The 19,750-nt window shown below is 57.2% G+C and carries 16 protein-coding genes and 1 pseudogene; 16 read left to right on the top strand and 1 reads right to left on the bottom strand.

Annotated features, from left to right (window positions below; translation table 11 throughout):
* Positions 1-73 precede the first annotated feature (73 nt).
* Positions 74-1,168 carry a GDP-mannose 4,6-dehydratase gene (gene gmd / locus KLP42_RS18250; protein ID WP_215568391.1) on the bottom strand — a complete coding sequence of 365 codons (1,095 nt, stop codon included), beginning with the start codon at positions 1,166-1,168 and terminating at the stop codon, positions 74-76.
* 783 nt (positions 1,169-1,951) lie between these two features.
* Between gmd and fcl the strand changes: the two genes are divergently transcribed.
* The 16 genes and pseudogenes from fcl to KLP42_RS18170 all read left to right on the top strand — a co-directional run.
* Positions 1,952-2,923: a GDP-L-fucose synthase gene (gene fcl, locus KLP42_RS18245; protein WP_215568390.1), complete on the top strand. Its 972-nt coding sequence runs from the start codon at positions 1,952-1,954 to the stop codon at positions 2,921-2,923.
* Complete coding sequence (locus tag KLP42_RS18240) at positions 2,920-4,215, top strand: WcaI family glycosyltransferase (RefSeq protein ID WP_215568389.1); 1,296 nt, start codon at positions 2,920-2,922, stop codon at positions 4,213-4,215. Before fcl ends, KLP42_RS18240 begins: the two co-directional genes overlap by 4 nt.
* 6 nt (positions 4,216-4,221) lie before the next feature.
* Positions 4,222-5,724, top strand: coding sequence for a hypothetical protein (locus KLP42_RS18235; protein WP_215568388.1), 1,503 nt, complete (start codon positions 4,222-4,224; stop codon positions 5,722-5,724).
* Entirely contained in the window at positions 5,721-7,022 is a 1,302-nt protein-coding gene (locus KLP42_RS18230) for a lipopolysaccharide biosynthesis protein (protein WP_215568387.1), read from the top strand. The genes KLP42_RS18235 and KLP42_RS18230 overlap by 4 nt, the downstream gene beginning before the upstream one ends.
* 52 nt (positions 7,023-7,074) lie before the next feature.
* Positions 7,075-8,205: a glycosyltransferase family 4 protein gene (locus tag KLP42_RS18225; protein ID WP_215568386.1), complete on the top strand. Its 1,131-nt coding sequence runs from the start codon at positions 7,075-7,077 to the stop codon at positions 8,203-8,205.
* A gap of 227 nt (positions 8,206-8,432) precedes the next feature.
* Positions 8,433-9,254, top strand: coding sequence for a CgeB family protein (locus KLP42_RS18220; protein ID WP_215568385.1), 822 nt, complete (start codon positions 8,433-8,435; stop codon positions 9,252-9,254).
* On the top strand, positions 9,251-10,441 hold the full coding sequence (locus KLP42_RS18215; protein WP_215568384.1) for a glycosyltransferase family 4 protein: 1,191 nt from the start codon (positions 9,251-9,253) through the stop codon (positions 10,439-10,441). Before KLP42_RS18220 ends, KLP42_RS18215 begins: the two co-directional genes overlap by 4 nt.
* A complete protein-coding gene (locus KLP42_RS18210) occupies positions 10,438-11,538 on the top strand; it encodes a glycosyltransferase family 4 protein (protein ID WP_353844896.1) in 1,101 nt (366 codons plus the stop codon). The genes KLP42_RS18215 and KLP42_RS18210 overlap by 4 nt, the downstream gene beginning before the upstream one ends.
* Positions 11,535-12,701 carry a glycosyltransferase gene (locus KLP42_RS18205; protein ID WP_215568382.1) on the top strand — a complete coding sequence of 389 codons (1,167 nt, stop codon included), beginning with the start codon at positions 11,535-11,537 and terminating at the stop codon, positions 12,699-12,701. Before KLP42_RS18210 ends, KLP42_RS18205 begins: the two co-directional genes overlap by 4 nt.
* Positions 12,698-13,252 (top strand): LbetaH domain-containing protein, encoded by a 555-nt coding sequence (locus KLP42_RS18200; protein ID WP_215568381.1) that lies wholly within the window; start codon positions 12,698-12,700, stop codon positions 13,250-13,252. The genes KLP42_RS18205 and KLP42_RS18200 overlap by 4 nt, the downstream gene beginning before the upstream one ends.
* Positions 13,252-14,331, top strand: coding sequence for a glycosyltransferase family 4 protein (locus tag KLP42_RS18195; RefSeq protein ID WP_215568380.1), 1,080 nt, complete (start codon positions 13,252-13,254; stop codon positions 14,329-14,331). Before KLP42_RS18200 ends, KLP42_RS18195 begins: the two co-directional genes overlap by 1 nt.
* On the top strand, positions 14,328-15,239 hold the full coding sequence (locus KLP42_RS18190) for a glycosyltransferase family 2 protein (protein ID WP_215568379.1): 912 nt from the start codon (positions 14,328-14,330) through the stop codon (positions 15,237-15,239). The genes KLP42_RS18195 and KLP42_RS18190 overlap by 4 nt, the downstream gene beginning before the upstream one ends.
* A gap of 197 nt (positions 15,240-15,436) precedes the next feature.
* Positions 15,437-16,252, top strand: coding sequence for a sugar transferase (locus KLP42_RS18185; RefSeq protein WP_353844894.1), 816 nt, complete (start codon positions 15,437-15,439; stop codon positions 16,250-16,252).
* 188 nt (positions 16,253-16,440) lie between these two features.
* Positions 16,441-17,877, top strand: a complete 1,437-nt coding sequence (locus tag KLP42_RS18180; protein WP_215568378.1) for a mannose-1-phosphate guanylyltransferase/mannose-6-phosphate isomerase — start codon at positions 16,441-16,443, stop codon at positions 17,875-17,877.
* A gap of 137 nt (positions 17,878-18,014) precedes the next feature.
* Positions 18,015-19,319 (top strand): UDP-glucose dehydrogenase family protein, encoded by a 1,305-nt coding sequence (locus tag KLP42_RS18175; protein ID WP_215568377.1) that lies wholly within the window; start codon positions 18,015-18,017, stop codon positions 19,317-19,319.
* 198 nt (positions 19,320-19,517) lie between these two features.
* Positions 19,518-19,628, top strand: a pseudogene (locus KLP42_RS18170) (transposase); the annotation flags it as partial.
* Positions 19,629-19,750: the final 122 nt, after the last annotated feature.

Raw genomic sequence — 19,750 nt, 5'->3', positions numbered from 1 at the left:
GGCAGGCGCGTGACATGCAAAGGGGCGGTGTCTCCACCGCCCCTCAAAAATATCACCGAACGGAGCCTGCGGCTTATTCGTGATAATCGTAGGCCGCAAAGCCGTGGCGCTTGACGAGTTCGTCGCGCTCGGCAGCCTTCAGGTCTTCGCGCATCATTTCGGCGACCAGTTCCTGGAAGGTGATCTTCGGCACCCAGCCGAGCTTTTCCTTGGCCTTGGCCGGATCGCCGAGCAGGGTTTCCACTTCGGTCGGACGGAAATAGCGCGGATCGACGGCGACGATGCACTTGCCGTTGGCGTCATAGCCCTTCTCGTCCACGCCTTCACCCTTCCAGGTGATGGAGAGGCCGATTTCCTTGGCACCGGCATCGACGAATTCGCGCACGCTGTACTGCACGCCGGTCGCGATGACGAAGTCTTCCGGCTGTTCCTGCTGCAGCATCATCCACTGCATCTCGACATAGTCCTTGGCGTGACCCCAGTCGCGCTTGGCATCGAGGTTGCCGAGATAGAGGCAATCCTGCAGGCCGAGCTTGATGCGGGCCAGTGCACGGGTGATCTTGCGCGTCACGAAGGTTTCGCCGCGCACCGGGCTCTCATGATTGAACAGAATGCCGTTGCAGGCATAGATGCCATAGGCTTCGCGGTAGTTGACCGTGATCCAGTAGGCATAGAGCTTGGCGACTGCGTAGGGCGAGCGCGGATAGAAGGGCGTGGTTTCACGCTGCGGAATTTCCTGCACGAGGCCATAGAGTTCCGAGGTGGAGGCCTGGTAGAAGCGCGACTTCTTCTCCAGTCCAAGAATGCGGATGGCTTCCAGAATGCGCAGCGCGCCAAGCGCGTCGGAGTTTGCCGTATATTCCGGCTCCTCGAATGACACGGCGACGTGCGACTGGGCGGCAAGATTGTAGATCTCGTCCGGCTGTACCTGCTGAATGATGCGGATCAGGCTGGAGGAATCCGTCATGTCGCCGTAATGCAGGATCAGGCGGCGATCCTTCTCATGCGGATCCTGATAGAGATGATCGATGCGGTCCGTGTTGAAGAGCGAGGCGCGGCGCTTGATGCCGTGCACTTCATACCCCTTCTTCAGCAAGAGTTCCGCCAGATAGGAACCATCCTGACCGGTGATGCCGGTGATCAAAGCGACTTTGCGTCCATCTGCCATGTTTACCAATTCCCTGTGTCCAAAGGCCGATATTTCATCAAGATATGCATGTTGTGGAACGACGGCGCGTCAACTCCAAAAGAAATCCGGCCGAGATGCATTTGCGTTCCTGCCGATGATCTTCATCCGAAGTAAACATTCCCGCGCTGTATTCCACCTGATGAATGTCCTGATATTTTGTTTTCGCGTTTCACTGCAAGGATTGACGGCCGAAGCTTTGCACAACAATCCGGTTTCAGGGTCAATCCTGCCTTGATACGATACTTTTAGCTATGCGCTTGTGACATAACGGAATCCCGAAATTGGGACGGTTGTCGGTGTATGCCTTCGCATCATTCCTCGTTTGCACCCCGATCCGGGGTCTCGTAAAGCGCGTTGTCTGTTTCTTTGGGGGTCTTTTGCAAGAAGACCGGCCGGATCGCAAGGAAATATAACCGAATTTTCCCGATCTGCCTGCCTTTGTCGACGTCAAATGTGGAGAATGGTGCGTTTCTGCATCAATGCTTAAAAAATAGTCGAGCCATACGAATTGATTATATTGGCGATTGCCTCGCCTGTTGGGCTGGTGTACTCAGGGCGGCAAGTGTTTGCGCACGTGTTTTGCGGGGTGGCTGGTTGCTCGCCGCATTCTGCAGTCTATCTGGCGGCGGATTGGAGTGCTGTGAAGTAAATTGCGCTCTCCGGATGTGTTTTCTTGAGGTGCGACCTCTGTTTGTTTGATCTTTCAGGCTGCTTTCGGCTATCGGATTTTGCCTGAAGGTTGCGGGTTTGGTGGAGTACGGGATGGCTGAGGTGCAATACGATCTGGCTGGCAAGAAGGTCTATGTTGCCGGGCATCGCGGAATGGTCGGGTCGGCGATCGTCCGCCGTCTGGCCTCCGAGGGGTGCGAGGTTGTGGTTGCGACGCGCGCCGAACTGGATTTGACCCGGCAGGATCAGGTCGAGGCGTGGATGGACGCTCATCGTCCGGATGCGATCTTTCTCGCGGCTGCCAAGGTTGGCGGCATTCTGGCCAATGACACCTATCCGGCCGACTTTCTCTATGACAACCTGGTGCTGGAGGCGAACATCATTCATGCCGCGCATCGTGTCGGGGTGGAGAAGTTGCTGTTTCTCGGCTCTTCCTGCATCTATCCGAAGTTTGCGCCGCAGCCGATCACCGAGGATGCGCTTTTGACCGGCGCACTGGAGCCGACGAACGAGTGGTATGCGATCGCCAAGATCGCCGGCATCAAGCTGTGCCAGGCCTATCGCAAGCAACATGGTCACGACTTCATCTCCGCCATGCCGACCAATCTTTATGGTCCCGGCGATAATTTCGACCTCAATTCGAGCCACGTGATGCCGGCCCTGATCCGCAAGGCGCATGAGGCGAAGGTCAATGGCAAGTCCGAGATCGTCGTCTGGGGCACGGGCACGCCGCGGCGCGAATTTCTGCATGTGGATGACTGCGCGGATGCCTGCGTTCACCTGATGAAGACCTATTCCGGCGAGAGCCATGTGAATGTCGGCTTCGGCGATGACGTGACGATCCTCGAATTGACGAAGCTTGTCTGCAAGGTGGTTGGATATGAGGGTGCGATCGTCAACGATCTCTCCAAGCCGGATGGCACGCCGCGCAAGCTGATGAGCGCCGACAGGCTGAGAGAGGCGGGCTGGGTGCCGAAGATCGGGCTCGAAGAGGGCATTCGCAGCGCCTATAATGCGTTCCTGGCCGGCGAATATGCCGAGCGCAAGCAGGGGAATGCGGCATGACCTCGGCAGCGCTCGACGATCTGTCTGCCGACGGGACGATGCCGAAGGCCGAGGACAAGCGCGCCCACCCGGCCCGGGTTCTGATCTATGGCATGAACTATGCCCCGGAACTGGCGGGTGTCGGCAAATATACCGGCGAGATTGCCGAATACCTCGCGAAAGAGGGGACGGATGTGACGGTGGTGACAACGCCGCCGCATTATCCGGGCTGGGCCGTGCAGAGCGGTTACCGTAATGCCTACGGCAGTACGGTGGAAAACGGGGTGAGGGTTCTGCGCGCTCCCCTGTTGCTGCGCCGCAGGATGAGCGGCATCTGGCGCATGCTGGCGCCGCTGAGCTTTGCCCTCACCTCGGCACCGGTTGCATTCTGGCAGATCCTGCGGCGCCGTCCGGACACCGTGTTCTGCGTCGAGCCCACCCTGTTTGCCTCGCCGGTTGCGCAACTGGCCGCCGCCCTGATCGGTGCGCGCACCGTTCTGCACGTGCAGGATCTTGAGGTGGACGCCGCCTTTGCTGTCGGCCATCTCGGCGCCTACGGTTTCCTGAAAAAACTCGGTTTCGCCTTCGAGCGTTTCACGCTGAAGCGTTTCGACAAGGTGATCACCATTTCCAATCGCATGGCCGAAAAGCTGGTGGCCAAGGGCGTGGCGCCGGAGAACATGGCGCTGGTGCGCAATTGGGTGGATCTCACCCATATCTATCCGATGGAAGACGAGAGTCCCTACCGCGCTGAACTCGGCTTTGCCAAGGATGATTTCGTCGTTCTCTATTCCGGCAATATCGGCGCCAAGCAGGGGCTCAACGTGCTTCTGGATGCGGCCGAACAGTTGAAGGACGAGACGAAGATCCATTTCGTCATTGCCGGCGAAGGTCCGGTCAAGGCCGATCTGCAGGCGCGCTATGGGCATCTGCCCAATCTGCGCTTTCTGCCCTTCCAGCCCTATGCCCGCCTCAACGAATTCCTCAACATGGCCGACCTGCACGCCCTTCCACAGGACAAGGGCGCCGCCGACCTGGTGCTTCCCTCAAAGCTCGGCGGCATGCTGGCAAGCGGCAAGCCGGTGCTGGTGACGGCGGACGAGGGTACGGAACTGGCGGAGTTTGTAAGGGGGGCGGCAATCGTGGTGCCGCCGGGCGATGCGGGGGAGATGGCACTTTCAATCGGAGAGGTTGCGGGCAAGGCGCGCCGATCCATGCCGATCGATCAACTGATCCTTGTGCGCGGGCTTTCCGCGCATGACGTGCTTCCGCAGATCGGCGGGTTGTTCGACGCCGTTCCAAGAGCAAGGTAAGTCGCGATGTCGTCTATTGCTGGGCAGTCGGAACTTGAGCGTGATGCCATGTTGGCAGGACGCTTCGACCAGCGGGTTCGCAGCTTCGTCCGGTTTGCAGTTCCGCTGCATGTTGCCGGGATAGTGCTGAATCTTGCTCTTGACCAGCAAGCCGTGGCTGCCCTCGCGCACTTGCTGATGGCCGCCATGGCATGGATCATTGGTAGTCGAAGCAAGGACGGCATTCGGACCATCATTTTTACGAACGTCTATTGGATGTTTTCCTTTGCGACATATGCATACGCGGCCCTCTACGGTCAGACTGCTTCGCATGGTCTCGGAAACGCGGAACGAAGCGCTCTTGTTGCCCTTTGCAGCCAGTTCGGATTGTATTTTGCGTATCTGATGACGCCAAACAAGAACGTAATGCAGAAATCGAATCAGAATTTATCTGTACGTAGGCGGTTTATTCTTGTTCAGCTTCAATACGTATTTCTTTTTGCCGGTTTTGTTGGTGTTGTTGTTGATAGATTCGGCTTGGTTCCGGCTGTGTATTCAAGTACAATTTCAGGTTTGTTATTTATAACGATTTCGGTAAGGCTTTCGTCTGCGAAAGCTGTTCGAGATCCCGTCCTTTGGCTCATACTCGGTACCATGATATTCGTATCTGCTGCCGGCAACGGCAGGACAGCGCTGATGTCGCTTCTCCTGATGCTCGGATTTGCGATGATGATGCTGAAGGAAAAAATCATAACCCCAGGCACATTGATCGTGGCATATCTCACCGCGCGAACTTTGAGCATATTTTCCGCTATTATCCTGTCTATTCGTTGGGCGCGAGACACGTCTCTGTCGCTTCCCCTTCTGTTTGCAGAGAAGTTCTTTTCGCTTGAAACGGTAATCTCGATATTGAATCCATTTTATATTAACAGCTCCAAGGTTGAATTGATGTCTGCGCCCGCTGATACGGGCGGGTTTTATTCGGCATTTTACAGTGCAAGCTCTGATAGTCTGTTGAACAGACTGACATTGCTACCGCAAATGGACATCGTCGTCTCCAAGCTGTGGGCGATTGAGCAGGTTCGTTGGGACGACTTGTGGGGTAACCTATTTTGGAATGTTCTGCCGAATATTTTTGGGCAGGAGAAAGATCTGTACTTCAGCGATCAAGTGGTATGGGAACTCGGTTTGCGGGACTGGTCGACAATCGGACGGCCGATGATCACTATCCAAGGAGAACTATTCGCGATTGGCGGATATGCGTGCGTATTTATTGTTACGTTTGCTCTGTATTATATTATGAGTTACATGTACGGCGTTATGACCAGACTCATGGGGTCCCGTGTTTCCGGAATTCTTGTTACGTCGCAGCTTTTCGTGAACGGGTTTCTGTCGACGACGCTTCTCAGCGTAACCCTCATTTCGACGAGAGGCCCATTGCAATTCGTGATCATGATTTCGTTGATTTATTTTCTCTACAATAGTTTTGTTAAAAGTGAGGGGCCTCTACGGAAGAGGAAATTCGCGTGAAGCTCGCCAGCTTGAAGTCGCAGTTTACCTGGGGGCTTTTCTCTCAGGGCTATTCTCAGGCCGTAACGATCGGCGCACAGTTGCTGGTCCTTCCTCTGATGGTGACATTCTGGGGCGCTGAAAAATACGGGAGTTGGCTGATCATTTCCGCGCTGCCCTCCTACCTGTCCATGGCGGACCTGGGCTTCGCGCAGATCTCTGCAAACGACATGACTATGAGGATGGCGCGGGGGGACACCCAGGGCGCTCTGGTTGTGAATCAGACTGCCTGGCTATTTAATCTGTGTGTTACCCTGATCCTGATCGTCGCATTCGGCCTCTTCGTGTCGTTCGTGCCGCTGGACCAGATGTTTGGTTTGAAGACCGAGAGTTCGAGTGACTTGAGGGTTGCGACCTTCGTTCTGGGACTTCTGACTTTGACATCGATCATCTTTGGTGTTGTCGGCGCGGCGATGCGCTCCGTTGGGCTGTTGTGGGCGGTGGTCAGCATCAATGCCACATCTCGCTTGACAGAAGCTGTGCTGCTGGCCGGATGTGCGTTCTTTGGCGCCGGGTTTCTTTCGACGGCTCTGCTGCTTCTGGTCAACCGCTTGGTAATCTTCTTGTTGGCCTGCATCCAATTCTATCGGAAATACCCAGCATTTCGACCGGGAGTACACTTGGCCGACTTGGTATTGTTGCGTCGCATGGTGGTGCCATCTGTTTCCTATATGTCCTATACAGCAAGTTATGCTTTGAACATACAAGGTGTAAGTCTATTGGTGGGAGCATTTCTAGGGCCGGTGGCCGTTGTGGTGATTAATGCCATCCGGACCCTGACAAGGCTGGGACGGACGGCAGCCTCGATCGTGATTAGTTCTCTCGAGCCAATATTTGCACAATTGGCCGGCTCAGGGGAAACTTCTAAAGAAAAGAAGGCATTCACCTATCTTATATATGCGGCAAGTGTTGGAACTTTCGTCTATGCTATCGGCATGTGGTGGCTGGGCGAGGCGTTTTTATCGTGGTGGACGCGAGGAACTGTTGTTAATCAAGCGCTAGTATTTCATATGATGATTCTTGCGGTTGTGTTCGAGATCGTGTGGTATACGCTGCAGACGCCTTTCGTTTCCACGAATAGACATAGCTATTTCGCACTTTGGCTTCTAATTATTTCGGTGCTTTCTATTGGTGTTCTGTGGCTTGTGATCGAGCGATTTGGGCTTCCTGCTGCCGCTGCTGTCACGTTGATGCTGAATGTATTGATGGTTTTGGTGACAATTGTAATTTCCAGAAAGCACAGCAAGAATATGGCATAGAAGTTTTGTTTGTGTAGTCGGAAAATTTACTGGTGACGCTTAGGCAGTGGTTATGGATGACGATGTGAGTGTGTTGCCTGCTATCCGTGAACTTCCTCGTGGTCTGTGTCTGAGCCCGCGTTGGTTCATTCGTCCCAAAAATACGGATTGGCTTCACACGAGGTATACTGCGGACCTTATTACGGGTAACAGCAAGAAGTACGCTCTGGAACTGGATAGGAATCCGGTATCAATTGCTCGGGCGAGTTACGCATACCTGCGAAAATATGTCTTAGCGAGGACGGTTGGTCGGTCTGCCGCTTTTACCCCTTATGAACGCTATCCCGGCGATCTTCGCCACTACGATTTCTTCTATTCATACGGTACGTTTCCTCGGGACGTGCCGAAAGATGCAAAAATACTTTGGCACGATGGGCCGACGGACGTGGATATTCTGATGCGCCGTGGTCTGTCGGTCTCAGAGGTCGATCAATGCCTGCGTGCAAAAAGAGATATTTCGCAAACTGCCACACGGCTGGCCATGTCCAGCGAGTACTCGAAGATGTTATTTTGCAATCAGTTCGAGGTTGAGCCGTCACGTGTCGATGTTCTGCCGTTCGTTCTGCCCTTTACGCATCCGATTGATGACGAATTGCTAACCGCCAAGCATACCTCCAGCCCAATGAAGATCCTCTTCGTGGGGCGAGCAGCGCGGCGCAAGGGACTGGATTTGCTAGTCGCGGCGTTTCAGTCGATACGCCAGCGAGGAGTTGAAGCTACGCTTACGATTGTCTCAGAGATGCAGGACGGACCTGTTCCATTGCCGAGTGATCCTGCCATTGAGTTGTTGCCTGCTCTCCCGCCTCAGGAGGTACAAAGTTTGATGCGGGGTGCACATGTCTTTGCAATGCCGAGTCGAGAGGAAAGTTACGGCATCGTTTACATTGAGGCTTTGGCTGCCGGTGCAGTTCCTATCGCTCCAGACAAGCCGCAACAGAGAATGATGCTCCAGGACGGTGATGTCGGTTGCCTTGTGGCTTCGTCGCCGGATGATATCGCGCACAGACTTATGCAACTATGCGAAAGCCATTCGTTACGTTTGCAGATGGCGAGGCGAGGCGTTGAATTGTTTACCAAAATCTATAGCCAGACAGCAGTTCTGAAACAGTTCGAGCGCGCTTTCGACATGACGTTGAGAAGTTGAGCGGTAGGATGCGTAAGATTAAAATTCTGTTTGTTGGTTCGAACTCGGGTACAAGCAAACACAGAGCGGACGCGCTGCGACGTAGTGGTTATACGGTTACACATATCTCCCCTTATGTTGACTTGCCGCGCCGGTGGAGCTTGTGGTTGTACCGGACAGGCGGAATTGGCCTGGATTGGCTAGTGACACGGTCCCTGAAGAGACAGATTCCAGACGGCGAATTTGACTTGGCAGTTGTCGATTCCGGTGACGTCATCGGGCCGCGCGCGCTGTCCTTTATCCGTTCGGTTGCTCGGGTCTCCTGCAATTACAATGCCGACAACCCGTATCATGATCCGCCGCCGGAGCGACGCCGATGGTCGATGCATCGGCGTGCCGCGAAGCTTCATGATCTGGTGGTCGCCGTGAAGCGGGATAAATTGGACGAGCAAATGCGAGCGCTCGGTATTCGTCATCCTATGCTCATCTGGCAATGTGCCGATGAGATCGAGCATCAGCCATATGCATTCGAGGACGGTGAAAAGGACGAATGGGCCTGTGATGTGATTTTCGCGGGTGCCTGGATGCCTGGCCGCGATGCGTTCATGGCGGAACTGGTCGAAGCCGGCCTGGATATCCGCATCTATGGAAACCGTTGGGATCGCTCGCCGAACTTTCACCGGATCAAGTCCGCCGTTCAGTTCAAATTTCTGAAGGACCGGGACTACGCCAAGGCGATTTCCGCTGCGAAGGTAGCGCTCGTGATGCTCAATGATCGGAACTTCGATCTGCACACAACGCGCTCAGCGGAAATCCCGGCGATCGGCACGGCAATGTGTGCGCCCAGAACAAGCCATCACCGCGATATGTACGATGAGGGCGAAGAAATCCTGCTCTTCGATGATGCCCAGGAATGTATTGCCCAGTGCCGGAGGTTGCTTGCCGACGACGAATTTCGCGCGCGCATGGCGCGGAAAGCCAAAGAACGGTCTGTCCGCAATCGTACCTATAACGAATTCCTGATGCAGGACATCGTGGAGAGGGCACTGGAGATCGGGAGGCGGCGATGACGCGTGTTCTCATCGTTGACACCCATCCCGTCCAATACCGAGCGCCCATCTATCAGCAGTTGGCCGGCTATGACGATCTGTCGCTCACCGTGGCGTATTACAATGACGCTTCGGTGCGCGGTTATCTGGATGTCGAGTTCCAGCAGGAGGTGAAATGGAATATCCCCTTGTTGAGCGGCTACACCTATCAGGTGTTGCTGCCGGGGCGTGAGGATACGCGTGATACCTTCTGGGGCTTCAGGGGGATCGTCGTCGGCAAGGTTCTCTCCCAGCATAAGCCGGATCTGGTGATCGTTCACTCCGTCAATCACTGGGTGGGGATTCGCTTTGCGCTTGCCGCACGTGCTCGCGGCATTGCGTGCTGGTTGCGCGTGGAAACGCAGGATGAGGCTTTCGTCCGGCGCAGTCGGCTCAAGCAGTTCGTCCGGAGCTTCGGATACCGGCTTATCTACTCGCTGTTCAATGGCGCCTTTTGCTTCGGAGAGCTGAATCGAAAGCATCTTGTCGCCCACGGGTTCAGGCCTTCGCAACTCGTGATGACGCGATTTTCGACCGTGGACAAGGCGGCAGGCCTTTCCGAGGCACAGAAGCGCGCTCGCTGCGAGGCTCTGAGGGAGAGGCTGGGCATCGAAAAGGACAGCATGGTTGTCGCGGCCTTCGGCAAGCTCATTCCGAAAAAGGATCCGGAAACCGTTATCAAGGCGTGTATCGAGCTTGCCGCTTCAACGAAGGGCAATATCACCTGCCTTCTGGTTGGCAGCGGTGCCCTGGAGGCAGAACTGCGCGACAGATATCGAGATCGTCCGGGGATCCGGTTGGTGTTTACGGGCTTCATCAATCAAGAAGAGATCGGGGATTACTATCTTGCATCTGACGTCGTCGTGCTGGCCTCGCGACGGGAGGGTGAGGTCTGGGGGCTTGTCTGCAATGAGGCGCTGCAGGCCGGCTGCGCACTGGCCATGTCGGAAGCCGTGGGTGCTGCAGCCGAATTCGGTCATCGAGAGCGTTGCGGCGTGTTTCCGATCGGGGATGTGGCCGCTCTGGCTGTGTTGTTGCAGAAACTTTGCGGGTTCAAGCGCGAGTATGGCTGGGCCCAAGGTTTCATGACCGACTACAGTACGCAATCCGCAGCCGACGGACTGGCGTCGGTAGCGCAGATGGTGGGGCGGGGGACGCGGCTGGCATGAATGTACCTCGGATTCTCTTCCTTGCCCTCGACACCTATTCGCGTACAGGTGGACTGCAGCGGTTCAACCAGCGTGTCATTTCGTGCCTTTCCGACATCGCCGGCAAGACTATGATCAGGGATTGCCGGGTGATGATCATGCGCGATGTCGATCGTGACATCCCTCCGGTCCGGCAGGTTGCCGTGCGCGGCTTCGGCCCCCGCAGACTGTCCTTCATGCGCGACGCCCTGGCGGCAGCCAGGCGATCGGACATTCTGTTTCTGGGGCAGATCAATCTGCTTCCGGTCGGCTTTCTGGCCAAGTTGATTAATCCACGCCTGAAGATCTGCCTGTTCGTTCACGGCGTTGAGGTCTGGAACGATCCGGTCTATCGCGCCAAGCGATGGTACGAGCCCATGCTGCTGAAGGCGGTAAGCATGGTTGCCTCCGTCAGTCGCTATACTGCTGAAATCATGTCGCGTGAATTTTCGGTAGATCCGGCGAAGTTTCGTCTCTTTCCGAATGCCGTTGACGCGCCCGTCGGAGAGGACGATGTCGCGCGCGACCCCGAACCGGTTGTGCTCTGCGTGACGCGCATGGCCTTGCATGACCACGGCAAGAATGTCGACAAGCTGCTTCATGCCTTCAAACTGGTCCTTGAGCGACGGCCTGCGGCTCGACTGGAAATCGTCGGGGATGGCGTTTTGAAGCCGGAACTGGTGGCGCTCGCCGATAGCCTGGATATTGCGTCCGCTGTCACCTTTCATGGGCGCGTCAGCGATGCGGTTCTCGACGAGTGCTATCGCCGGGCATGCTGCTTCGTCTTGCCGTCGTCGAAGGAGGGCTTTGGCATTGTCTATCTCGAGGCATGGAAATACGGTCTGCCGGTCATATGCAGCAACCAGGGTGCCTCTCGGGAAGTCGTGACGGACCAGGTGGACGGCTTTGTCATCGATCCGTCCGATATTGCCGGCCTTGCTGCGGCCTTGGAGACTCTGCTGACTGACCCGCAGAAAAGCGCCGCCATGGGCGAGGCCGGCAAGCAGAAACTGCTGTCGCGCTATCTGAATACGCATTTCCGATCCAATCTTGAACATCTTCTCGGGGAGCTGTCGTGAGAGTTTTGCGTGTCATCGCGAGTGTCGACCCCCGCACGGGCGGCCCTATCGAAGGCTTGAAACTGAGCGCAACGGCCATGCGCGAGGACGGGCACGAGACGGAGGTCGCGACGCTGGACAATCCATCGGCATCCTTCGTGACGGATTTTCCCTTTCCTGTGCACGCCTGTGGACCGGGTACGAAAATATACGGCTACACGCCGGCGCTTGCCCGTTGGATCGGCGACAATGCGCACAGATTCGACGCAGCAGTTGTGCATGGCCTTTGGAACCATGCGTCGATCGGCGGTTGGCAGGGACTGCGAAAGGCCGGGTTGCCTTACGTGGTCTTCACCCACGGCATGCTTGATCCCTGGTTCCGACAGGCTTACCCGTTGAAACATATGTTGAAGCAGGCCTTCTGGACCTTTGCGCAGGGCAAGGTCCTCAGAGATGCAGATCAGGTGCTGTTTACCTCCGAGGAAGAGCGCCTTGCGGCGCGCGGCGTGTTTTTCGGGCACTCCTACAGCGAAAGGGTGGTGGCTTATGCTGCCGGCGCGCCGGCGGAGAATGAACAGCAGCAGCGCGCGGCGTTTCAACAGATGGTTCCGGAGCTGAACGGGCGGCGCTATCTGCTGTTTCTCAGCCGTATCCATCCCAAGAAGGGATGCGATCTGCTGATCGACGCATTTCTTGCGTTGGCAGGTAATCATACGGACATTGATCTTGTCGTGGCTGGTCCCGACCAGGTTGGCATGAAGGCCGAACTGGTTGCTAAGGCCGCGGCTGTTGGCCTGTCTCATCGCATTCACTGGCCCGGCATGCTGGGCGGAGACGCGAAGTGGGGAGCATTCCGGAGCGCAGATGCCTTCATCCTGCCGTCTCATCAGGAGAATTTCGGCATTGTCGTGGCGGAGGCAATGGCTTGTGGTACCCCCGTTCTCGTGACCAACAAGGTAAACATCTGGCGAGAAGTCGTTGCGACGGGTGCTGGCCTTGTGGATGAGGACGATCAGGATGGCATCAGCCGGATGCTTGAGAAGTTTCTGATGATGACGTCGGCTGATCGGGCAGAGGTGTCTGACGCGGCGAAAGCCTGCTTCAATACATACTTCAGGCCGAAGGTTGCGGCCGATGCGCTGCTGGCAGTTCTCCGAAACGCATCCCAGGGACGTTCAAAATGATGCTGGATGCCAAAACCGCGAAGCCGCGGGAAGGGGGGGCGAGTTTTTCGCTGGCGCACAGGGTGATGCGGCTCTGCTGGGGAGTCGTCTGGATGCTTCTGGCGTCCTGGACGCCGCCATTCCTGCATCGCTGGAGATGCTTTCTCCTGCGACTGTTCGGAGCCAGAATCGAGGGGAAGTGCGACGTCCGGGGAAGCGCTCGGGTGTGGTATCCGCCCAACCTCACGATGAAGCCGGGATCTATTCTTGCTGGTCGGGTCAACTGCTACAACATGGCTCCGATCGTGATCGGCAAGGGATCTGTGGTCTCGCAGGGGGCGCATCTCTGCGCAGGCTCTCATGATATCAAGGATCCCGATTTCCAACTGATTGTGAAGCCGATTGTGATCGGGGACGATTGTTGGGTTGCAGCGGAAGCCTTCGTCGGGCCTGGGGTTACCATTGGGGCCGGCGCAGTGCTTGGCGCACGAGCAGTGGCATTCCGCGACCTTGACGAATGCGGGGTTTACGTGGGCAACCCAGCTGTCAAGATCAAGCAGAGATATTCCTGATGAACATTTGTGTCGTCAATCCCAATTACTATCGAAGCAGCGGCGTTACGATCGCATTGAAGCGACTTTACGAAGGCGCCGACGGCCTGAATGCACGCTGGCACTTTGTGGATTGTCACTATGGTGATGACGCCCAGCAGAGTGACCTCGACTGGCTTCGCGATGGAGAAAGCCCGGTCGTTACGTGCTCTCTCATGGCGAAGTCGCCACCGCGACTGCTTAAGGCGATCATTCAATTCCGGTCATTTATCCTGGCCCGGAAGATAGATGTCGTACATGTCCATCATCGCCGTCTGGCTATGATTGTGGGAGCCCTATGCCGAGTTCTGGGGGTTCCGGTCGTTTACACCGGCCACCTTGCCTATGGTAAGCGCACCGTGCCCAGTCTCCTGTTTGTCGATGCAGCCATCGCAATCTCGTCTTCTGTCAGGAGAGATATTGAGCAGTATGAACGGTGCAAGACCATCTACGACATTTCCAACGCGACACCTTTTGCAGAACCAGAGCATCTACCAAGCTTTGGAGGTTCGTCGGTGATTTGCGTCGCTCGTCTTGAACCAGTCAAGAATCATGCAACGCTGTTGCAGGCCTGGAAGCGAGTGGTTGCAAAAAAGCCTGATGCGGAACTTCTCCTTATCGGAGAAGGTGCGTTGCGTGATGAACTCGTAGAGCTTTCGCGAAGGTTGAGCGTCGAGGAGAACGTCAAATTTCTGGGCTTCACAAGAGAAGTCCCGCTGTTCATCGACAAATCGATGTTCATGATTCTTCCGAGCTTTGTGGAAGGGCAGCCCATTGTCGTTCTTGAGGCTGCAGGGCGCGGGAAAGCCACTCTCGTGTCGGATGCCCCAGGAGCCCGCGATTGCGTCCCTCCCGGTGCGAGACTGCCGAACAGGGTTGATCCGCATTCGGCCGACGACATCGCGACCGCGGTTTTGTTCTGGTTGGCTGATCCCTCCTCGGTCCGGGAAGAGGGCAGAAGGTTTTATGATTACTGGAAAGATCAGGCGTCTCCTGCGACTGTAGCATCCAGGCATCTTTCTGTTTACAGGGAAGTTGCTGGTCGGGAAAAAGCGGTATGACGAGCATATGCGTAATTATACTCACCTACAACGAAGCAATTCACATTGAACGTGCCATCCGGCACATTCAATCCTTTGCCAGCCAAATTGTCGTTATCGACTCTTTTTCAAATGATGACACTGTTGAACTTGCCCAACGACTGGGCGCGACAGTGCTGCAGAATCCGTTCATCAATCAGTCCAAGCAATTTCAGTGGGGCCTCGACAACGCGCCCATCACGGCCGACTGGATTATGCGTCTCGATGCCGACGAGGTGATCGAGCCGGCGCTTGCGGCGGAGATCGTCGAAAAACTCCCGACGCTCGGGGCGGACGTGGCGGCGGTCAACCTGAAGCGCAAGCACATCTTCCTGGATCGCTGGATCCGCCACGGCGGTCGCTATCCGCTGATCCTCACGCGCATCTGGCGCAGGGGGCAGGGGCGTATCGAAGATCGCTGGATGGATGAGCATATCATGGTGTGGGGCGGCCGCACCGTATTGTTCGACAATCCCTTTTCCGATCACAATCTGAACGACCTGACATTCTTCACCGACAAGCATAACAAATATGCCAGTCGTGAAGCGGTGGATGTGTTGAACAAGCGTTATGCGCTGTTTGCCAGCGATGCCGTGCTCACCAAGGATGCCTCGTCCATGCAGGCTTCCGTGAAGCGGTTCGTCAAGGAGAAGATCTACAATCGTATTCCGTTTCCGATCTCCTCATTCGGTTATTTCATCTATCGTTATCTTGTCCAGCTGGGCTTTCTGGATGGCCTGGAAGGGCTTTGCTATCACTTCCTGCAGGGGTTCTGGTATCGCTTCCTGGTCGGGGCAAAGGTGCTGGAATTTGATCGCGCCATCCGGGATCTGCCGACGCGCGAGGCGAAGCTGGCAAAGTTGGCGTCCATGACCGGGCTGAAGCTCTGAGTGCGGCTTGTCGTCAAGCCGGAGGGCTCTGGTCCGCACCGGTTGCGACGGGATTCCATTATTTGTTCAACGACATGTTCTGCCGCTCTAATCTTTTGAGGCCGGATGCATTACTTGCAGCTGGTGAACTCGTTGTGTGATGATTGGGTCACATCCTGAAGTCCGCGCGCAAGATGTTTTACGTCTGGTTAAATTAATTGGTGACTCTGATTCCGTTCCGGAATATGAACGGTTTGTTCTTGGCGGGTGATCATATTTTTAATATTCCGTGGGTGGTTTCAGTGGCGGCAACCGATATGCACAAAGAACAATCTGTTGTGTCTTTGAGTGGTGGTCATTTGCTCTGGGATTATCACGACGCCGATGAGGCTGTCGTTGGATTTGCGGCGCGTTCGCCGTTATCCCAGGCCTTTCATCTTTGCGCCAAGCGGGTGCTGGACGTGGCTGTATCGCTGGCGGCGCTGATTGTTCTTGCGCCCTTGCTGCTGACCGTGGCGCTTATGATCCGGCTGGAAAGCCGTGGCCCCGTGTTCTTCAGGCAGACGCGCTGGGGGCGTGGATGCAAGCCCATCCGTGTCTACAAGTTCCGTTCCATGTATGTCGAGCGCTGCGATCCGACGGGCGTCAATCAGACAGTCAAGGATGATCCGCGCATCACCCGGATTGGCCGCATCATTCGGCGCACCAATATCGATGAACTGCCGCAGCTGCTCAACGTGCTCAAGGGCGAGATGTCTCTGGTCGGGCCGCGTTGTCATGCGATCGGCATGCTGGCTGCCGGCGTTCCCTACGAGGATCTGGTTCAGGACTATCATCGTCGGCACCTGATGAAGCCGGGCATCACCGGTCTGGCTCAGATGCGCGGGCTGCGTGGCCCGACCGATCGTCCCTCGAAGGCGCGTGCCCGCATTGCCTGCGACCTTCACTATGTCGACAATTTTTCCGTCTGGCTCGACCTCAAGATCATTCTCGGCACCATTCGTTCAGAGCTGACGTCGGGCCAGGGCTTCTGAGGTCGTCGATTACGGTTTCGCCGGCCCGACATGTCCTGTTCCGGCGGTCTTTCCCTGGATTTTTTCGTGTCCTGCGTCTCCATTGCCACGAGGCGGCAGTGTGTGATTGAACAACTGCCGTCGCTGTGCTTGGCTTGCTGGCGCGGTTTGGCGCGAATTTGTCAGTCTGAACAGTACCGGAGTTGGATATGAGCCAGAAGATCATCCCCGTCATCATGGCAGGTGGAAAGGGGACGCGCCTCTGGCCACTGTCGCGCTCCAGCGCCCCCAAGCAGTTCATCCAGGTGGCCGGTGACCGCACTCTGTTTCAGGCCACGCTGCTGCGCGTGGCGGATCGTACGGTCTATGAGGCACCCGTCGTCATCACCAACCAGGATTTCCGTTTCCTCGTGGCGGAACAGGCTCGCGATATCGGCATGTCGCTGTCCGGCATTCTTCTGGAGCCGGTTGCCCGCAATACGGCGCCGGCCGTTGCAGCGGCCTGCGCCTATCTGGGCGAGCGTTTCGGCGATGATGCGCTGCTGCAGCTTCTGGCATCCGACCACGAGATCGATGCCGGCGATGCCTATATGGAAGCGATCCGCATCGCACGGGATACGGCGCTTGCCGACCGCATCGTAACCTTCGGGATTGCGCCGACGGAACCGGCAACCGGCTATGGCTATATCGAGCTGGGCGACCTGCTGCCGACCGGGGCCCGTGCTCTCAGACGCTTCGTGGAAAAGCCGCCGCTTGAAAAAGCCGAGGCCATGCTGGCGGCGGGTGGCTTCTCGTGGAACTCCGGCATCTTCATGTGCCGGGTGGGCCTTCTGGTCAGCGAGTTGAAGCGCTTTGCGCCGGCCGTTCTGGATGCGGCCGTTGCCGCCGTCGAGAAAGCTCATCGCGATCTCGATTTCGTGCGCCTCGATCCGGAAAGCTTCGGCGGGAGCCCGGACATCTCCATCGACTATGCCGTGATGGAAAAGACGGAGAATGCAGCGGTCGTGCCTTCCGCGTTTGCCTGGTCGGACCTCGGCAGCTGGGATGCCGTATGGAAGCTGGGAGCCAAGGACGAAGCCGGCAATGTGGTGCTGGGCAATGCGACGCTCATCAATGCCGAAAACTCCCTGGTGGTGTCGCGGGCCGGGCATCATCTGGCCGTGCAGGGCGTGCGCGACATGGCGGTGATTGCCAGTGAGGATGCGGTCTATGTCGGCCGGCTGGAAGACAGCCAGGAGGTTGGCAAGCTGGTGAAGCGGCTGGCGGCCGAAGCATCGACGGCGCGGCTGACGGAAAGCCACCCGACTTCCTATCGACCCTGGGGCGGCTTTACCTCGCTGCTCGATGGCGACCGCTTCCAGGTGAACCGCCTGTTCGTCCTGCCGGGAAAGCGGTTGTCCCTGCAGCGACACCATCATCGGGCCGAGCACTGGATCTGCGTGAAGGGTGTTGCAGAAGTGACGATCGGCGACAGCGTCCGCCTGGTTCGGGAAAACGAGTCGATCTTCATTCCGCAGGGTGAAGTGCACCGCCTGCACAATCCGGGCAAGATCCTCCTGGAAATGGTCGAGGTGCAGACGGGCGCCTATCTGGGGCAGGACGATATCATTCGGCTTGAGGATGATTATGGCCGGGAGAAGGCTTGAACGCTGCTGCCATGCTGCCAAATCCGCTTGTGCTGCAGACGGCCGGTTGATTTGATGCTGCAATATTGCGATGCAATAAAGTGATGTCGTTCCGCTTCGGCGAAAGATCTTGAAACACTCTCGATGAGGAATTGTGAATGCGAATAGTCATGGTTGGCTCCGGCTATGTCGGACTTGTTTCGGGCGCCTGCTTCGCCGACTTTGGCCACGACGTCGTGTGTGTCGACAAGGCGGCTGAGAAAATCGAGGCGCTCAACAACGGCATCATGCCGATCTACGAGCCCGGTCTGGACGCGCTGGTCGCCTCGAACCGATCGGCGGGGCGTCTGTCCTTCACCACCGATCTCGGCCCGGCGGTCGCGGCTGCCGATGTGGTCTTCATCGCCGTGGGAACGCCGTCGCGACGCGGCGACGGGCATGCGGATCTGAGCTACGTCTACGCTGCGGCTGAGGAGATCGCCCGGGCGATCAAGGGCTTCACCGTGGTCGTTACAAAGTCGACGGTTCCGGTCGGCACTGGCGACGAGGTGGAACGGATCATCCGCGAAACCAATCCGGACGCCGATTTCGCGGTCGTGTCAAACCCGGAATTCCTGCGGGAAGGCGCTGCCATCGACGATTTCAAGCGGCCGGACCGCATCGTGGTCGGCGTGACGGATGACCGGGCCCGCGGTGTGATGACCGAAGTCTATCGTCCGCTTTATCTCAACCAGTCGCCGCTGGTCTTCACCGGCCGGCGCACTTCCGAACTGATCAAGTATGCGGCCAATGCCTTCCTGGCAATGAAGATCACCTTCATCAACGAGATCGCCGACCTGTGCGAACGCGTCGGCGCCGATGTGCAGGACGTGTCGCGCGGTATTGGCCTGGATGGCCGCATCGGCGCCAAGTTCCTGCATGCGGGCCCGGGCTATGGCGGCTCCTGCTTCCCGAAGGACACGCTGGCGCTGGTCAAGACGGCGCAGGACCATGACAGCCCGGTTCGCCTGATCGAAACCACGATTGCCATCAACGACAATCGCAAGCGGGCCATGGGTCGTCGCGTCATTGCCGCCCTTGGCGGCGACGTGCGGGGCAAGAAGATCGGTCTGCTGGGCCTCACCTTCAAGCCGAACACGGATGACATGCGCGACAGCCCGGCCATTGCCATCGTCCAGACGCTGAAGGATGCCGGCGCAGTCGTCAGTGGCTACGATCCGGAAGGCATGGACAATGCCCGTCAGATGATGGACATCGATTTTGCCAGCGGTCCCTACCAGGTCGCAGAGCGTGCCGCGGCCCTGGTGCTGGTGACGGAATGGAACGAGTTCCGCGCGCTTGATCTGTCGAGGCTGAAGTCGACGATGGTCTCGCCTGTCTTTGTCGATCTGCGCAATGTCTACCGCGCGCCGGAAGTGGAGGCCCACGGCTTCACCTATCACGCCGTCGGCAAGGCCGACTGAAGACGAATTCCCGCTGCATTGATGACGTGGCGCCTGGCAGCAATGCCGGGCGCCTAGTTCCGTTTCGGCGCCGCGATTGTCGAGGGCGCTACACGTGGATTGCCTGACGGCCTTGCGCCGCGATGCGAGACATGGGGTTGGGATCAGCCGGGTCGGCGCCAGTCTGCTGAGACTTGCGACGGAACAGCCGCGGATTGGTTCACGGTCCAGATTGTCAAGCGAAACGACAAGGCCAAGAGCTTCGAGGTTCTGCCGCGTCGCTGGGTCGTGGAGCGCACCTTCGCATGGCTTGGCAGATGCAGACGTGTCAATCGGCGCGGAAAGTTGACCCCATATCGGCGTCCAATGTTGACCCCCATGTTGACGATCAGCACCTGGATCGCCCGGCGCTGGCCGGGGTTGCAGAGGGCGAACCAGGTGCGGGTGATGGG

It is taken from the genome of Rhizobium sp. CSW-27 (assembly GCF_018760785.1).
Classification (GTDB): domain Bacteria; phylum Pseudomonadota; class Alphaproteobacteria; order Rhizobiales; family Rhizobiaceae; genus Neorhizobium.
The sequence above is the reverse complement of the archived record's forward strand: the minus strand, read 5'-3'. Positions and strand labels throughout refer to the sequence as shown.